Origin of the sequence: Pantoea sp. Fr-CA_6, assembly GCF_024520895.1 — a bacterium.
GTDB lineage: Bacteria > Pseudomonadota > Gammaproteobacteria > Enterobacterales > Enterobacteriaceae > Pantoea > Pantoea agglomerans.
Genome location: NZ_JALNPO010000001.1, coordinates 494,633 through 509,242 on the forward strand (window position 1 = coordinate 494,633; position 14,610 = coordinate 509,242).

Consider the following 14,610-nt stretch of genomic DNA (forward strand, 5'->3'; position numbering starts at 1 on the left):
AGGTGGCGACAGCGGTGTGCCTAATCGAGACCCAGGCTGTCGCGTAAAATCTGCAGGCGTTCATTATCGCCGTCGCGGGCGGCCTGCTGAAGTGATTTGGTTGGAGCGTGTATTAAACGGTTGGTCAGCTTGTGCGCCAGTTCCTGCATGACTTTCTGCGGATCGGCACCCTGCTGCAGCGCCTGCAGCGCACGGCCTTCCAGCTCAGCGCGGATCTCTTCCGCCTGAGAACGATATTCACGGATCGTATTCACCGCGCCCTGTGAGCGCAGCCACGCCATGAATTCGCTGCTTTCCTGAACCACGATGCTTTCGGCCTGAACCGCGGCCGCTTTGCGCTGCGCCAGGTTCTGCTCGATGATCGCCTGCAGGTCATCCACGCTGTAGAGATAGGCGTTAGGCAGGTCGCCCACTTCCGGCTCTACGTCGCGCGGAACCGCAATATCGACCAGCAGCATTGGCTTGTTACGTCGCGCTTTCAGCGCGCGCTCCATCATCCCCTTACCGATAATCGGTAGCGGACTGGAGGTTGACGAGATAATAATGTCGGCTTCTGCCAGACGGGCGTCGATCTCCGCCAGGGTGATCACCTCTGCACCCACTTCCGACGCCAGCGTTTCGGCGCGTTCGCGGGTACGGTTGGCGATGATCAGATTTTTGACCTGATGTTCACGCAGATGACGCGCCACCAGCTCAATGGTCTCACCTGCGCCAACCAGCAAGACATTGACGGAGGAGAGCGATTCGAAGATCTGACGGGCCAGCGTACAGGCGGCAAACGCCACCGACACCGCGTTGGCACCGATATCGGTTTCCGTACGCACGCGTTTGGCAACCGAGAAGGTTTTCTGGAACATGCGTTCCAGTTCACTGCTCAGCGCCTGACCGCGTGAGGAGTCGGCAAAGGCTTTTTTCACCTGACCGAGGATCTGCGGTTCGCCCAGCACCAGTGAGTCGAGTCCGCTGGCGACGCGCATCAGGTGGCTGACCGCCTCGTTATCCTGATGCCAGTAGAGGCTGTTTCGCACATCCTCCTCATCCAGCTGATGATAATTGCATAACCAGCTCACCAGACGCGCCTGTAAGTCGGCCTGCTGCTCTACACTCAGGTAGAGTTCAGTCCGGTTACAGGTGGACAACACCACGCCGCTCTGCACCATTGGCTGTGATAACAGGCTGTTTAACGCCTGCTCAAGCGTCTCCGGCCCGAACGAGACGCGTTCGCGCAGAGCAATGGGGGCTGTCTTGTGATTGATTCCGAGAGCGAGCAGCGTCATAGCGGTTTTGGTTGGGATGTCCCAATAATGTCAGGGTTTTGTGAGGCGCATTCTACAAGATGCGGCAGATCAAGAAAAGCCATACAAAGGCTATGACTGTAATAAGATTAACCCGATCGTGCTCAATTTGCTGCATAACAGCATTGACGGTTAAAACCGGGACGGTTAGCGTTATCCGTTACGAATAATAAATGTGTCCGAGGAGATGACCACTTGATGCTTAATTCACCACGCAATCTGTTGCGCCTTTTGCCCCTTGCCAGCGTGCTGCTGGCAGCCTGTAGCGTCAACAAACCGCAAGGCCCGGGCCCCAGCGTTACCGCGCCACAGTGGCAACAGCATCAGCAGGCGGTCTCAAAGGTCACGCACTATCAGACCCGCGGCGCCTTTGCCTATCTTTCTGACAAGCAGAAAGTCTATGCCCGCTTTAACTGGCAGCAGACCGCGCCCGATCGCTATCGCCTGCTGCTGACCAATCCGCTGGGCAGCACCGAACTGCAGCTGGATGCGCAGGGCTCGGTGGTACAGATCGTCGATAACAAAGGCAAGCGTTACGTCAGCAACGATGCGCAGAAAATGATTTCGCAGCTGACCGGCATGAACATTCCGCTGGCGAATCTGCGCCAGTGGATGATGGGTCTGCCAGGCGATGCCACCGACTATCAGCTCAATGAGAGCTATCAGCTGAGCAGCCTGAACTACAGCCGCGACGGTCAGAACTGGCAGGTCTCTATTGCGGGCTACGACAGCAAAGTCACCCCGCCGCTGCCTTCGAGCCTGGAGCTGAAAGAGGGTGACCAGCGGATTAAACTGCGTATGGACGGCTGGACCGTTCAATGATCACCCACTGGCCTGCCCCGGCAAAACTGAATCTTTTTCTCTACATCACCGGCCGTCGTCCCGACGGCTATCACAACCTGCAGACGCTGTTTCAGTTTCTTGATTACGGTGACCAGCTGCAGATTACTGTCGATCAAAGCGGCTCGATTACTCTGTTAACGCCCGTGGCAGGCGTTGCGGATGCGGATAACCTGATTGTCCGCGCCGCAAACATGCTGAAACAGGCGGCGCAGGATAACAATCGCCTGTCCGCTCACGCGGGCGCGCAGATTGCCGTTGAGAAAAACCTGCCCATGGGTGGCGGTCTCGGTGGCGGCTCCTCTGATGCGGCAACCGTACTGGTGGCGCTGAATCATCTGTGGCAAACCGGCTTCACGCCAGATGAGCTGGCGTCGATGGGCGTGAAGCTGGGCGCGGATGTGCCGGTGTTTGTCCAGGGCTTCGCGGCCTTCGCCCAGGGGGTGGGTGAACAACTTCATCCCGCAGAGCCGGAAGAAAAGTGGTATCTTGTCGCCCATCCCGGCGTGAATATCAGCACCCCAGTAGTATTCAACGACCCCGAACTGACGCGAGATACTCCATCGCGCAGTTTATCGACGCTTTTAGCATCACCCTTCACCAATGATTGTGAAGCAGTGGTAAGAAAACGTTTTCGTGAGGTTGATGAGCTTGTTTCCTGGCTGCTAGAATACGCGCCGTCACGCCTGACTGGCACGGGCGCTTGTGTGTTTGCTGAATTCGACACCGAGTCTGCTGCCCGCCAGGTGCTGGAGCTTGCCCCGAATGGGGTACGCGCATTTGTAGCCCGGGGCGTAAATGTTTCGCCGCTACAGCGTACCCTGCGAGGCGATTAGCGAATGCGTGACAGTGTCACCACGTTCCGGACACTGCACGTTTCGCATCAACACACCCGTGTGAACGCACATGACCGTACGCGCCGGTTACAGTCATGCCGTTCATTCTCTGGACGCAAAGCCTGAGGTTCTTCTCGTGCCTGATATGAAGCTATTTGCTGGTAACGCCACCCCGGAACTAGCACAACGTATTGCCAACCGCCTTTACACCAGCCTGGGAGACGCCGCTGTAGGACGTTTCAGTGATGGTGAAGTGAGCGTACAGATCAACGAAAATGTACGCGGTGGTGATATTTTCATCATCCAGTCCACCTGTGCCCCCACCAACGATAATCTGATGGAACTGGTTGTGATGGTCGACGCGCTGCGTCGTGCTTCTGCTGGTCGTATTACCGCAGTCATCCCCTACTTTGGTTATGCCCGTCAGGATCGCCGCGTGCGTTCCGCGCGTGTACCTATCACCGCTAAAGTAGTGGCAGACTTCCTTTCCAGCGTCGGTGTTGACCGTGTTCTGACGGTTGACCTGCACGCCGAGCAGATCCAGGGCTTCTTCGACGTCCCGGTTGATAACGTATTTGGCAGTCCGATCCTGCTGGAAGATATGATGCAGATCGGTCTGGAAAACCCGATTGTTGTTTCTCCCGATATTGGTGGCGTAGTACGTGCCCGTGCTATCGCTAAACTGCTGAACGACACCGATATGGCCATCATCGATAAACGCCGCCCTCGCGCGAACGTTTCTCAGGTGATGCACATCATTGGTGACGTTGCTGGCCGCGACTGCGTGCTGGTCGACGACATGATCGACACCGGCGGCACGCTGTGCAAAGCGGCTGAAGCGCTGAAAGAGCGTGGTGCTAAACGCGTCTTTGCTTACGCGACCCACCCGATCTTCTCCGGCAATGCGGTTGAAAACCTGCGTAAATCTGTGCTCGACCAGGTAATCGTCTGCGATACCATTCCACTCTCTCAGGAGATTAAGTCACTGCCGAATGTGCGCACGCTGACCTTATCTGGCATGCTGGCCGAAGCCATTCGCCGCATCAGTAACGAAGAGTCAATCTCGGCAATGTTCGAGCATTAATCTTCGCGGAACCGGGCCCTGTGCCCGGTTTTTTTATGCCTGCCGGGCGCCCGATTAACGCGCTTCTTTTTCTGATATTTTCGCGATAAATTTCCCCAAAATCGCCTATTTTCAACGCCACCCACTCTTTTGATAAAACGCCGCGTTCCCCGCTTCTGCCCTGTGCCGTTAAGTGGTAATTTGCAGCGCACTTTTCATAAGAACCCTGACCGCTATGAGCCTCGATATCTATACGTTATTTGTCTGCGAGCTTTATGTGCTGGGGTTTCTGAGCATCATCATGTTTTTTGCCTGGATCGGATCGCAGTATGATCGCGTTCTCGGCTTCACCTGCCTGTCGCTGGTTTTTACCCTGATTGCGGTATTCTTAAGTAGCCTGCGCAGCAGTGGCCTGCATTTCCTGCCCGTTGCAGTGGGTAACGTTTTAGTGATGCTGGCTTACGGCGGATTGTTAAATGCGTTCCGGCGCTTCTGCGGCAAGCCCATCGGCACTCACTGGCTATTGGGCGCCCTGCTCTGGGCACTCCTCTGCTGTTTCCCGGCGTTCTATTACAGCTTACCCAAACGGGTGCTGGTGCTCTGCATCGCCTGCATCGCCTATACCGCCGCACTGATCCAGTTGGTCTGGCTGGCGCGTGCCACGCTAAAGGTGACCTTCTGGCCTGCGCAGTTGCTGCTGTGGATCCATCTGCTGTTTCATCTGGCTCGCCTGTTTCTGGACAGCGCTATTCCCAGCACGCTGCCTGGCGCCATTGGCGGATCAAACTTCTCGATTTACGTCATCCTGGAATCGATTCTGTTTGTCATTGGTCTGACATTTACTATCCTGGCCATGGTGAATGAACGGATGCAGTCAGTCTTAAAACATGCCTCGATGCACGATCCTCTGACCAGCGTCTGGAATCGTCGGGCTTTATTTAATGAAGCAGAGAAGATTGTGGTGCGATGCCGTCGTCAGAACCGGCCGTTTAGCGCGATTCTGTTCGATCTGGATCATTTTAAGAGCATTAACGATCGATATGGCCATCAACAGGGCGACCAGATATTGATTCACTTTTGCGACATTGTCAGAGGGCTGATACCAGCCGAGGGGCGTTTTGCGCGACTGGGCGGAGAGGAGTTTGCGGCTATAATTCCGGCGGCGGCAAAAGATGCAGAAGTCTGGTGCGAGACGATTCGGCGGGAGGTCTGTGCGTCACAACCCAATTCAATTGCCTATTCGGTCAGCATTGGGTTTGCCACGGTCACACATCAGCAGCAGGGTTTTGACGATTTACTCGCACTGGCGGATAAAGCGCTCTATCACGCCAAGGCCAGCGGCCGGAACCGCATCGCGCAGCATCCGGTCACTGCTGGCATCAGTTAATGGTGAGAATTGTGCGACTGGCGACAACGTTTGTCATAGTGACGATGCCAGTAATAACGATCTTCAACCTTTTCACGACCACTCAGACCCGCCCCGACCAGCCACATCATTGCACCAACGAAGATGCCTAAGATTGCGCCCTGCGCCAGCGCATCTGGCAGATCAAGCGAGGGAAGCTGGTTCATAATTGAGAAACCCACGCCCAGCACCATTGTGACTAATCCCAGTACCATCAAGCTGTTACCCGCTACGCGGCAGTGTTGATGTTTCATGCTGCACCTCCATCCATATGAGTCAATAACCGCACACAATGTTAAGTGCCATAAGCTTAGGCAATGGGTGAAGATAACGTTGCGGACTGGATCACACATCAGCCATAAATAATTAACTGGCCCTGATTGCAGCCTGTTGATTTCGATAGAAAATGATTAATCACCGTCATGAACCATTTCGATGCTTGTACTTTGTCATCTCGGCCATGGCGAAGTAAACTAACGCCCTTTCGCGATAACAGCAGGATAATCATTGTGAGCAGCATTAAACTGATTGTGGGCCTTGCCAATCCAGGCGCTGAATATGCCGCCACGCGCCACAATGCGGGTGCCTGGTATCTGGATTTACTGGCTGAGCGCCACAATCAGTCACTGAAAGAGGAAGGCAAATTCTATGGCTATACCGCGCGCCTGGCGATAGCCGGAGAGGATGTGCGCCTGCTGGTGCCGACCACCTTTATGAACCTGAGCGGGAAAGCCGTGGCGGCGATGGCGACCTTTTATCGCATCGCGCCAGAAGAGATCCTGGTGGCGCATGATGAACTCGATTTGCCACCCGGCGTGGCGAAGTTCAAGCAGGGCGGCGGGCATGGCGGCCATAACGGGCTGAAAGATATCATCAGCAAACTGGGCAACAACAACAATTTCCATCGGCTGCGCATCGGTATCGGGCATCCCGGCGATCGCAACAAGGTGACCGGATTTGTGCTGGGCAAGCCGCCCGCCAGTGAGCAGAAGCTGATTGATGATGCCATTGATGAGGCGGCGCGCTGCACCGAACTGTGGCTGAAAGAGGATCGTATCAAGGCGATGAACCGGCTGCACGCCTTCAAGCCTGCTTAAACGCCCGAATCGTCGTGATTCCGTGTATAATGCGCGAAATTTTTCAATTCGTCTCCGACAGTCCGCCTTCTGGCGCACTGTCCATCCAGTTATAAAGGGTATCAAACCATGGGATTCAAATGCGGTATCGTGGGCCTGCCGAACGTCGGTAAATCCACTCTGTTTAACGCGCTGACTAAAGCGGGCATAGAAGCGGCTAACTTCCCCTTCTGCACCATTGAGCCAAACACGGGCGTGGTGCCGATGCCTGACCTGCGTCTCGACCAGCTTTCTGAGATTGTTAAGCCGCAGCGCGTGGTGCCGACTACCATGGAATTCGTCGATATCGCCGGTCTGGTAAAAGGCGCGTCAAAAGGTGAAGGTCTGGGCAACCAGTTCCTGACCAACATCCGCGAAACCGAAGCGATTGGTCACGTAGTGCGCTGCTTTGAAAACGACAACATCATCCACGTCGCGGGCAAAGTTAACCCGGCTGAAGATATTGACGTGATCAACACTGAGCTGGCGCTGTCCGATCTTGAAACCTGTGAACGTGCGATTCAGCGTGTGCAGAAGAAAGCCAAAGGCGGCGACAAAGATGCCAAAGCCGAGCTGGCTGCGCTGGAGAAGTGCCTGCCGCATCTTTCTGAAGCGGGCATGCTGCGTTCACTGAATCTGGATGAGGACGACAAAGCGGCAATCCGCTATCTGAGCTTCCTGACCCTGAAACCCACTATGTACATTGCTAACGTCAATGAAGATGGTTTCGAGAATAACCCGTACCTGGATCAGGTGCGCGCTATCGCCGAAGCGGAAGGTTCAGTCGTGGTGCCCGTGTGCGCCGCCGTTGAGTCGGATATCGCCGAGCTGGAAGATGAAGACCGTGACGAGTTCATGGCAGAGCTGGGACTGGAAGAGCCAGGCCTGAACCGTGTTATCCGCGCTGGTTACTCCCTGCTGAACCTGCAGACCTACTTCACCGCTGGCGTGAAAGAAGTACGTGCCTGGACCATCCCGGTTGGCGCGACGGCTCCACAGGCAGCCGGTAAAATCCACACTGACTTCGAGAAAGGCTTTATCCGCGCCCAGACCATCGCGTTTGAAGATTTCATCGCTTATAAAGGCGAGCAAGGTGCTAAAGAAGCCGGCAAGATGCGTTCAGAAGGTAAAGAGTACATCGTGAAAGATGGCGATGTGATGAACTTCCTGTTCAACGTCTGATTAAAAATTGTTGTCTCATGGGGTTTTACTGAATCTCATGAAGATCAAACAAATTATAAAATCCACGCCATTGCGTGGATTTTTCATTTCAACGCCGTCTCAATAGTCTCTGTCAGCACATTTCAACAATGCCGCAATCATTCCCTTAAAAAGGTTTATTGCTCGAGCTCCGCGCTTTCTGGTGCAAAAGTCAGCGAACGAATCTGATGCTGCCTGAGCCCCCCCTTTCCCCTGCTCTTCACCTGAAAGCGGCGCTTTTTCAGCCACCCAAAAACTGCGTTTCACACTGCCGGGCGATCTCCCACAGTCTGTTACGGATCACCTGCTTAAGCTGCAGAGTGGACTGCGACTGTGGCTGGTCACGGCGGCTGATCAGCATCACTTCAAACGGCAGGGGCTGTGCTATGGGTAGCAGCTTTAGCTGTTCGGCATAGCGACAGGCGGTGAAGAGATCCACGACGCCCGTGCCTCCGCCTGCCAGCACCATATCCGCAATGACCGAATAGGTTTTAATCGACAACGACACGGCGGGATTCAGTTTTTTATCGCGCAGCGCTCGGTGAAGTACGCGTCCAAGCGGATCCTGAGCCTGCATCATCAGTAAATTATTGTTGCATAACCACGCAAGCGTAACGGGTTCATTACGGGGATGATTGAGCGGTAACAACGCGACCATCGAAGACTGAAACAGTGGTTCAGCCAGGAGATCCGCATCGACCTGCTGACCAAAAACCAGCGCGAAATCGAGCTGATTATCCAGAATCATCTGGCATAAAGTACTAAAGTGCTCGGTGACCAGTTCGACACTGACCGAGGCCATTTGTTGCCGCCAGGTGACCAATGCGGGTGCCAAAACCATCTGACCAAAAGCGTGAGCCGCGCCGACGCGAACTGACTGCCCTTCTCCCCGCCGCAGCTGTTCCGTGAGCTGGGTGATAGATTGCAGGCGCTGGCAGAGATCGTCTATTTCAGGCAGGAGACGTCGCCCTTCTGCCGTCACACTCATTCCCTGTATACGTCGCTCAAACAGCGCAAATCCCAATTGCTGTTCAGCATGATTCAGAACACGGCTGATATTCGGCTGTGAAACATTGAGTAAGCGCGCCGCAGCGCTGATGCTGCCGGTCTGTACGATGGCCTGAAAGACCTCTATATGGCGGAGCCGCATGACTATTTACCCTTGATGAATACCGAAAACGAAGGCCTCTCCGACAGGCTGCACGATCAGGTCCGGGCGGAGGGTGAGAGAGCAATCATTATTCTGTTGCAAAAACTGTACCGCAAAACCGGTGCAGGCTCAGCTGCCTGTCTCGCCCCCATCCGTACCCGGCAGTCCTGACTGAAGCCTTTGCAGGGAGCGGGGTTCGTGCTGCCGTGGTGCAGTAAAAGGAGCGCTGGTCAGCAGCACGGGTTGCGCGGATTTAAGCCAGCAGCGATCCTGACTCGTCAGAGGGAAGATACGCATGCACAGTCCGCAATACAGGCGTGTGCCTGGCAGCGCGGTTTCAGGAGAACCGGAACGGCGCGCTTGACGGGCTGATGTTGCATGCAGCCCGGGATAATTTCGCTATGACTGTGTGCTCGCCAGATAGGAGAATGCACTGAGTAAGCTGACTAACGTTTCCATATTCTCCGCCTGATACGCCACAGTAACGGCATCCAGGCGCGTGACGCCGGGGATCAGGCTGAACAGATCGGCCAGCACCGGTTTAGTGGCCTGAAGGCGCATAGCGTAAGGTGCCGTCAGGCGGCTCGTGCTCACCTGAGGGGGATGTTGTAGTGCGGCGCTTGCTGCGGCAGCGATCGCACGCTGTGCCGCTTGTGGGCTGATTGATTCCGCGCAGGTATGAGAAATGGCGCGTTTTACACAGACGTAATTGACTGCTGAGTAGTGTTCCGCAATCCAGCTCTGTAACTGATCGTCGCCGGTGACCAGCAGCAATGGCGTGCCGTGCTCAGCAGCGGCGGCCGCATAAATATCGGTTTCTCCCATCACCAGACCATTGATATGGATACGCCAGAATGCCCGGCCGTTGATGGTATGCGCCAGTACGCCCGGTTCACCTGCTGCGCTGTGAAATCCCACCAGAAACAGCCCGTCGAACGTCTGCTGCTCTATCCCTTCCACCATCGACAGGACACGGGGTTTTCCCTGCACCAGCCGGGCGCGGGGATCGATATTTTCCGCACGCAAATTGGTCATCTGCGCATGGCTGTCTGCCACCACCACTTCCGTTGCCCCGCCGGCAAAAGCCCCCTCAATCGCAGCATTCACTTCCTGCTCCATCAGACCACGGGCCAGCTGATGCTCCGGGTGACCGGGTGTACATTGCTCCGGGCGCATGACCCCCGCGATGCCTTCAATGTCGGCCGAGATAAAAATTTTCATGTCGTTAATCTATCCAGAATCTGCGTCAGTGAGGGGCGATGATGACCGCGAAAGCCGGTAACAGCCTCAGCGCTCAGCAAAGCATCCAGTACAGCCTGTTCAGTTGCATCTGCCGCTGCAGCAAGCAGCGGCTCCAGCGTGTCGTCCTGTGGCGGTTGCGGCAGAGGTTGTGTTGAAAACGCTACCGCAATATCACCCGAGCCGTGGCCCCAGTAACTGCCCAGCCGTCCCAGGCCGGCACCGGCTCGCTTCGCGATGCGCTTTAACTGACGTGCGTCCAGCGGTGCATCCGTCGCCATGATGATGATGACAGAACCGGCATCCAGCTGCGGCGTCTCCCCGGCCAGCAGCGGCGCAATCATCTCGCCAGCCCGAACGCCATCGAGCGTTAATGCCTCCAGTGCGCCGAAATTGGCCAGCACCAGCACACCAAGCGTGGCGTTGAGCGAGGGAATCACCCGCGAGGCGGTTCCGATTCCCCCTTTCAGGCTGAAACAGCTCATCCCGCGCCCCGCGCCGACGCTGCCGCGCGCGAAGTCCGCTGAGGCCGTCTGCAGCGCCTCATGCGCCATCGCTTCAGTGATGGCCAGCGCCTGGATATCATTCAGCCAGCCATCGTTGCACTCCAGCACCAGCGGGTTGACCGTGGGCAGTGTTCGTCCCAGTTCCGGGTTACGACGGATGGCCTCCCGCACCAGCGTGGTAAACAGCGTGCCGACCGCCAGCGTGTTACTGAGCAAAATCGGCGTCTGAAGCACGCCAAGCTCCTCTATCTGAACCAGTCCGACGGGTTTCGCAAAGCCGTTCAGGACCTCCACCCCACACGGCAGCGGCGTGAGAAACAGATTGTCGCCCGGCGGTACGATAGCGGTTACGCCAGTCTGCTTTTCGCCTTCATTCAGCGTGCAATGTCCGACACGCACGCCCGCAACATCGCTGATTCGATTAGTGGGTCCGCAGGCGCTTCGCGGCTGCCCAAGCTCACGTCTGTCACGCCAGCGTTTCAGCAGCAGTTCACGCTGCAATTGTTGGAAATCCATAGTCAGCCCTTGAGTTTTGGATCAAGCGTGTCGCGCAGCGCATCCCCAAGCAGATTGAATGCCAGCACGGTAATAAAGATCGCCAGCCCCGGAAATACGCTCATGTGCCACGATCCGGCCATCATCATGCTTCGGCTCATCGCCAGAATATTGCCCCATTCAGGCACGTCAGGCTCCGGACCCAGTCCAATAAAACTCAGGCCCGCGGCTGTCAGAATACTGGTGCCAATGCGCATAGTGAAATAGACAATCACGCTGGAAAGCGTGCCGGGCAGAATATGCCGCAGGATAATGACTCTGTCTGGTGCACCGGCACAGCGCACGGCTTCAACATAGGCAGCCTGTTTCAGAGAGAGCGTCGAAGCCCGCACGATGCGGGCAAATACCGGCACGCTGAATACCGCGACTGCGATAATGACATTGTTCAGACCCGTCCCCAGCAGCGCCACCACCGCAATGGCCAGCAACATGCCGGGAAACGCGAATAATACGTCGGCACCGCGCATGATCAGCATATCAACCCAACCGCCGTAATAGCCCGCCAGTAAGCCCAGCATGACCCCGACCAGCATGCCGATCGTCACCGACAGCACGCCAATATAGAGCGAGATCCGCGCGCCATAGATAATGCGGCTGAGCAGGTCGCGCCCCAGTTCGTCGGTCCCCATCCAGTGTGCCGCCGTTGGCGGCGACGATAACGCCATCCAGTCCGGAGCCATGGGATCCCAGGGCGCCAGCCAGGGCGCAAAAATCGCCACCACAATCAACAGCAGCACAAACCCGCCTGAGACCAGCGCCAGAGGGTTCCGCACAAGGGCATGCAGGAAATCGCGCCACGGCGAACGAATAATCTGAGGCGGATTTTCAGTCAGCGATTGAATACTCATTTTGGCTCCTGTCGCAGACGAATGGCCGGATTAACCACCGCGTAAAGCAGATCGACCAGCAGATTAATCACAATAAATTCAAACACGAACAGCATCACCAGCGCCTGAATCACCGGCTGATCCTGCGCTTTGATCGACTCAATCAATAACCAGCCTAATCCTGGCCAGTTGAAAACACTCTCAACCACGATGGATCCGCCCAGCAGAAAACCGAACTGCAAGCCCAGCATGGTAATCACCGGGATGAGCGCATTACGCATCACATGTTTCCACGTCACCAGGCGGTTACGCAGCCCTTTGGCTTTGGCGGTACGCACGTAATCTTCCTGCGCCACCTCAAGAAAGGCCGAACGGGTAAAGCGCGCCATTACCGCCGCAACCGACGAACCCAGCGTGATGGCGGGCAGGACAATATCGCTGGCCCTGTTAAAGCCGCTAACCGAGAACAGCCCAAAAGGCATCGCGACGAACTGGATGAGCAACAGCCCCAGCCAGAAGGCTGGCATCGAAATGCCGCCGACCGCCACGCTCATCAGCGTCCAGTCCTGCCATCTTCCACGTTTCAGTGCCGCCATCACGCCGAATAACAAACCGAGAATGACGGACCAGGTAAAACCCGCTAAGGCGAGCCACAGCGTCGGCATGAAGCCCTCCCTGATCACCTCCAGCACCGGTTGCTGGGTGCGATACGTGGTGCCCAGGTCGCCCTGCAACAGGTTGCCGATCCAGTGAAAATACTGCTGCGGCAGCGGATCGTTAAGCCCGAGATGCTGACGCGCCGCTTCGATCGCCTCAACCGGCGCATCCGGTCCGGCATAAATACGCGCCGGGTCGCCCGGCATGAGCTTGATAAAACCGAAAACCAGCAAGGAGACCACCAGCAAAACCGGGATCATCTCCAGCAATCGGCGAATGATGTATGCAAACATGCCATTCCCTGAAATGAGGTGCGACTGGCCTCCTCACGTCCCTCATCCGTTCCGGACAGGGGACGAGGAAGAAGAGACCGTCTTATTTAAAGGACGCCTGAGTGAACAGTAAATTGCCATCAGGCAGCATCGAAACGCCGCTCAGCGTGTTGCGTTTGCCGACCAGATTGTCTGGCGTGCCAAGGAACGCCACCGGTGCTTCTTTCCACAACACCTTTTGCGCTTGTGCATAGGCGATGCCACGCTTTGCCGGATCGGCCGTCGCCAGCCCGGCAGCAATCGCTTTGTCTGCATCAGCGTTACTGAAGTAGGAGACGTTATACGAGGTCGGAACCCAGGACTCGGTGGCAAACAGCGGACGCAGCGCCCAGTCGGCATCCCCTGTAGAGGTCGACCAGCCGCCATAATAGAGGTCAAACTCCGCCTTTTTCGGGTCCTGAACGCCCCACAACTTAGCGTTGCGCGTGCCGGAATCCATCGGTGTTACCGTGACACGTATGCCCGCCGTGGCCAGTTGCGCTTTCAGCACCTGAGCGGCACGGACGCTGGCCGTGGCGTTGGTCACCCAGAGCTTAAGATCCAATCCCTCCGGATAACCCGCCGCTTTCAGCAAGGCTTTGGCCTTATCCGGCGCATAGCCGTAATCAGGATCGTTCTGTTTCTGATAGAACTGTACGCCTTCCGGGATCGCGGATGTGGCAGGTTTGCCCAGACCGGCAAAGGCCACTTTCAGCCACAGATTACGGTCAATCGCATAGTTGATCGCCTGACGCACCCGAACATCGGCCAGCGGCTTGTGCTGCGTGTTGATCGCCATGTAATAAAGGTAAATGCTCGGATCGCGCTGAATGGAGAGGTGGCTGTCCTGCTGAACGGCTGCGATGAGGTCTGAAGGCAATGGCCAGATGGCGTCCACCTGACCCGATTTCAACGCTGCCACCCGTGTCGTATCTTCGGGACTTGGAGAGAAGATGACATGGTCGACTTTAGGCCATCCCTGCTGCCAGTAACCTGCATATCTGGCCAGCGTAACGGCTTTGCCTGGTTTCCAGTCGACAAAGGTAAACGGACCGGTTCCCACCGGATGCAGTCGCAACTGCGCTTCGTCCGGATATTGCTTAAGAATTGACGGGCTCCACATCACCGCGGAAGGATGCGCCAGGGTGTTGATAAAGGCACCGAACGACTGATTCAGATCGATTTTTACCTGGTCGGGTGCCAGCACCGTGACCTTATCAATCATTTTGTAGAGGCTGTTACGCTTCAGCCCTTTTTTCTGATCTGCCAGACGATCAAGGTTCGCTTTGACGGCGTCTGCATCAAAAGGGGTACCGTCCTGGAAGGTAACGCCTTTGCGCAGCGTCAGCGTAAATTCGGTGGCACTGTCATTAGAGGTATAACCGGTCGCCAGCCAGGGTTGCAGCTTCATCCGGGAATCAAACTGGAACAGGCGCTCAAAGATGCCGCTCTGAACCGAGTAGCTGACATTATCCGAGGTGTCGTGCGGATCCAGCCCCGTGATATCAGCATACATTGAAATGCGCAGATCCTGTGCCTGCGCAGTCATGACCAGCGTCGTCGTCAATGCGAGGGCGAGCGAAGTACGGCGAAACAGCGTTTTCATAAATT

The 14,610-nt window shown here is 56.1% G+C and carries 14 protein-coding genes; 6 read left to right on the top strand and 8 right to left on the bottom strand.

The genetic code is table 11. The annotated features are described in order from the left end of the window. Nucleotides 1-20: 20 nt before the first annotated feature. A complete protein-coding gene (hemA, locus tag NR201_RS02350; RefSeq protein WP_010669985.1) occupies nucleotides 21-1,277 on the bottom strand; it encodes a glutamyl-tRNA reductase in 1,257 nt (418 codons plus the stop codon). Between the two features lie 216 nt (nucleotides 1,278-1,493). Between hemA and lolB the strand changes: the two genes are divergently transcribed. The 4 genes from lolB to NR201_RS02370 all read left to right on the top strand — a co-directional run bounded on the left by lolB (nucleotide 1,494) and on the right by NR201_RS02370 (nucleotide 5,421). Continuing rightward, on the top strand, nucleotides 1,494-2,117 hold the full coding sequence (gene lolB / locus NR201_RS02355; RefSeq protein WP_010669984.1) for a lipoprotein insertase outer membrane protein LolB: 624 nt from the start codon (nucleotides 1,494-1,496) through the stop codon (nucleotides 2,115-2,117). Then, the gene (ispE, locus tag NR201_RS02360; RefSeq protein WP_033771575.1) at nucleotides 2,114-2,971 is read left to right on the top strand and encodes a 4-(cytidine 5'-diphospho)-2-C-methyl-D-erythritol kinase; all 858 of its coding nucleotides are present in this window, start codon (nucleotides 2,114-2,116) and stop codon (nucleotides 2,969-2,971) included. Before lolB ends, ispE begins: the two co-directional genes overlap by 4 nt. A 136-nt stretch (nucleotides 2,972-3,107) precedes the next feature. Beyond that, nucleotides 3,108-4,055, top strand: a complete 948-nt coding sequence (gene prs / locus NR201_RS02365; RefSeq protein WP_010245874.1) for a ribose-phosphate diphosphokinase — start codon at nucleotides 3,108-3,110, stop codon at nucleotides 4,053-4,055. Between the two features lie 214 nt (nucleotides 4,056-4,269). Then, the gene (locus NR201_RS02370) at nucleotides 4,270-5,421 is read left to right on the top strand and encodes a GGDEF domain-containing protein (RefSeq protein WP_124889907.1); all 1,152 of its coding nucleotides are present in this window, start codon (nucleotides 4,270-4,272) and stop codon (nucleotides 5,419-5,421) included. Here the strand turns inward: NR201_RS02370 and ychH are convergent. Further along, on the bottom strand, nucleotides 5,418-5,693 hold the full coding sequence (ychH, locus tag NR201_RS02375; protein WP_256849331.1) for a stress-induced protein YchH: 276 nt from the start codon (nucleotides 5,691-5,693) through the stop codon (nucleotides 5,418-5,420). The genes NR201_RS02370 and ychH overlap by 4 nt on opposite strands. A 255-nt stretch (nucleotides 5,694-5,948) precedes the next feature. On the opposite strand from ychH, the gene pth reads away from it, so the two are divergent. Further along, complete coding sequence (pth, locus tag NR201_RS02380) at nucleotides 5,949-6,536, top strand: aminoacyl-tRNA hydrolase (RefSeq protein WP_010245882.1); 588 nt, start codon at nucleotides 5,949-5,951, stop codon at nucleotides 6,534-6,536. A gap of 108 nt (nucleotides 6,537-6,644) precedes the next feature. Then, nucleotides 6,645-7,736 (top strand): redox-regulated ATPase YchF, encoded by a 1,092-nt coding sequence (gene ychF, locus NR201_RS02385; protein ID WP_010245885.1) that lies wholly within the window; start codon nucleotides 6,645-6,647, stop codon nucleotides 7,734-7,736. Between the two features lie 259 nt (nucleotides 7,737-7,995). Here the strand turns inward: ychF and NR201_RS02390 are convergent, their stop codons facing one another. From NR201_RS02390 to NR201_RS02415, 6 genes are all read right to left on the bottom strand, one after another. Then, nucleotides 7,996-8,904, bottom strand: a complete 909-nt coding sequence (locus NR201_RS02390; protein ID WP_256849332.1) for a LysR family transcriptional regulator — start codon at nucleotides 8,902-8,904, stop codon at nucleotides 7,996-7,998. 399 nt (nucleotides 8,905-9,303) lie between these two features. Next, the gene (locus tag NR201_RS02395; RefSeq protein ID WP_060680042.1) at nucleotides 9,304-10,125 is read right to left on the bottom strand and encodes a M55 family metallopeptidase; all 822 of its coding nucleotides are present in this window, start codon (nucleotides 10,123-10,125) and stop codon (nucleotides 9,304-9,306) included. Beyond that, nucleotides 10,122-11,165, bottom strand: coding sequence for a P1 family peptidase (locus NR201_RS02400; protein ID WP_256849333.1), 1,044 nt, complete (start codon nucleotides 11,163-11,165; stop codon nucleotides 10,122-10,124). The genes NR201_RS02395 and NR201_RS02400 overlap by 4 nt, the downstream gene beginning before the upstream one ends. 2 nt (nucleotides 11,166-11,167) lie before the next feature. Next, complete coding sequence (locus tag NR201_RS02405; RefSeq protein ID WP_010669958.1) at nucleotides 11,168-12,052, bottom strand: ABC transporter permease subunit; 885 nt, start codon at nucleotides 12,050-12,052, stop codon at nucleotides 11,168-11,170. Further along, a complete protein-coding gene (locus NR201_RS02410; protein ID WP_010669957.1) occupies nucleotides 12,049-12,981 on the bottom strand; it encodes an ABC transporter permease in 933 nt (310 codons plus the stop codon). The genes NR201_RS02405 and NR201_RS02410 overlap by 4 nt, the downstream gene beginning before the upstream one ends. Before the next feature lie 82 nt (nucleotides 12,982-13,063). Further along, the gene (locus tag NR201_RS02415) at nucleotides 13,064-14,605 is read right to left on the bottom strand and encodes a glutathione ABC transporter substrate-binding protein (RefSeq protein ID WP_256849334.1); all 1,542 of its coding nucleotides are present in this window, start codon (nucleotides 14,603-14,605) and stop codon (nucleotides 13,064-13,066) included. Between the last annotated feature and the right edge of the window lie 5 nt (nucleotides 14,606-14,610).

Excerpts from the sequence above, each read along its gene's own strand:
- hemA (WP_010669985.1), bottom strand. The coding sequence starts at position 1,277 with ATGACGCTGCTCGCTCTCGGAATCAATCACAAGACAGCCCCCATTGCT.
- lolB (WP_010669984.1), top strand. The coding sequence starts at position 1,494 with ATGCTTAATTCACCACGCAATCTGTTGCGCCTTTTGCCCCTTGCCAGC.
- ispE (WP_033771575.1), top strand. The coding sequence starts at position 2,114 with ATGATCACCCACTGGCCTGCCCCGGCAAAACTGAATCTTTTTCTCTAC.
- NR201_RS02370 (WP_124889907.1), top strand. The coding sequence starts at position 4,270 with ATGAGCCTCGATATCTATACGTTATTTGTCTGCGAGCTTTATGTGCTG.
- ychH (WP_256849331.1), bottom strand. The coding sequence starts at position 5,693 with ATGAAACATCAACACTGCCGCGTAGCGGGTAACAGCTTGATGGTACTG.
- ychF (WP_010245885.1), top strand. The coding sequence starts at position 6,645 with ATGGGATTCAAATGCGGTATCGTGGGCCTGCCGAACGTCGGTAAATCC.
- NR201_RS02390 (WP_256849332.1), bottom strand. The coding sequence starts at position 8,904 with ATGCGGCTCCGCCATATAGAGGTCTTTCAGGCCATCGTACAGACCGGC.
- NR201_RS02395 (WP_060680042.1), bottom strand. The coding sequence starts at position 10,125 with ATGAAAATTTTTATCTCGGCCGACATTGAAGGCATCGCGGGGGTCATG.
- NR201_RS02400 (WP_256849333.1), bottom strand. The coding sequence starts at position 11,165 with ATGGATTTCCAACAATTGCAGCGTGAACTGCTGCTGAAACGCTGGCGT.
- NR201_RS02405 (WP_010669958.1), bottom strand. The coding sequence starts at position 12,052 with ATGAGTATTCAATCGCTGACTGAAAATCCGCCTCAGATTATTCGTTCG.
- NR201_RS02410 (WP_010669957.1), bottom strand. The coding sequence starts at position 12,981 with ATGTTTGCATACATCATTCGCCGATTGCTGGAGATGATCCCGGTTTTG.
- NR201_RS02415 (WP_256849334.1), bottom strand. The coding sequence starts at position 14,605 with ATGAAAACGCTGTTTCGCCGTACTTCGCTCGCCCTCGCATTGACGACG.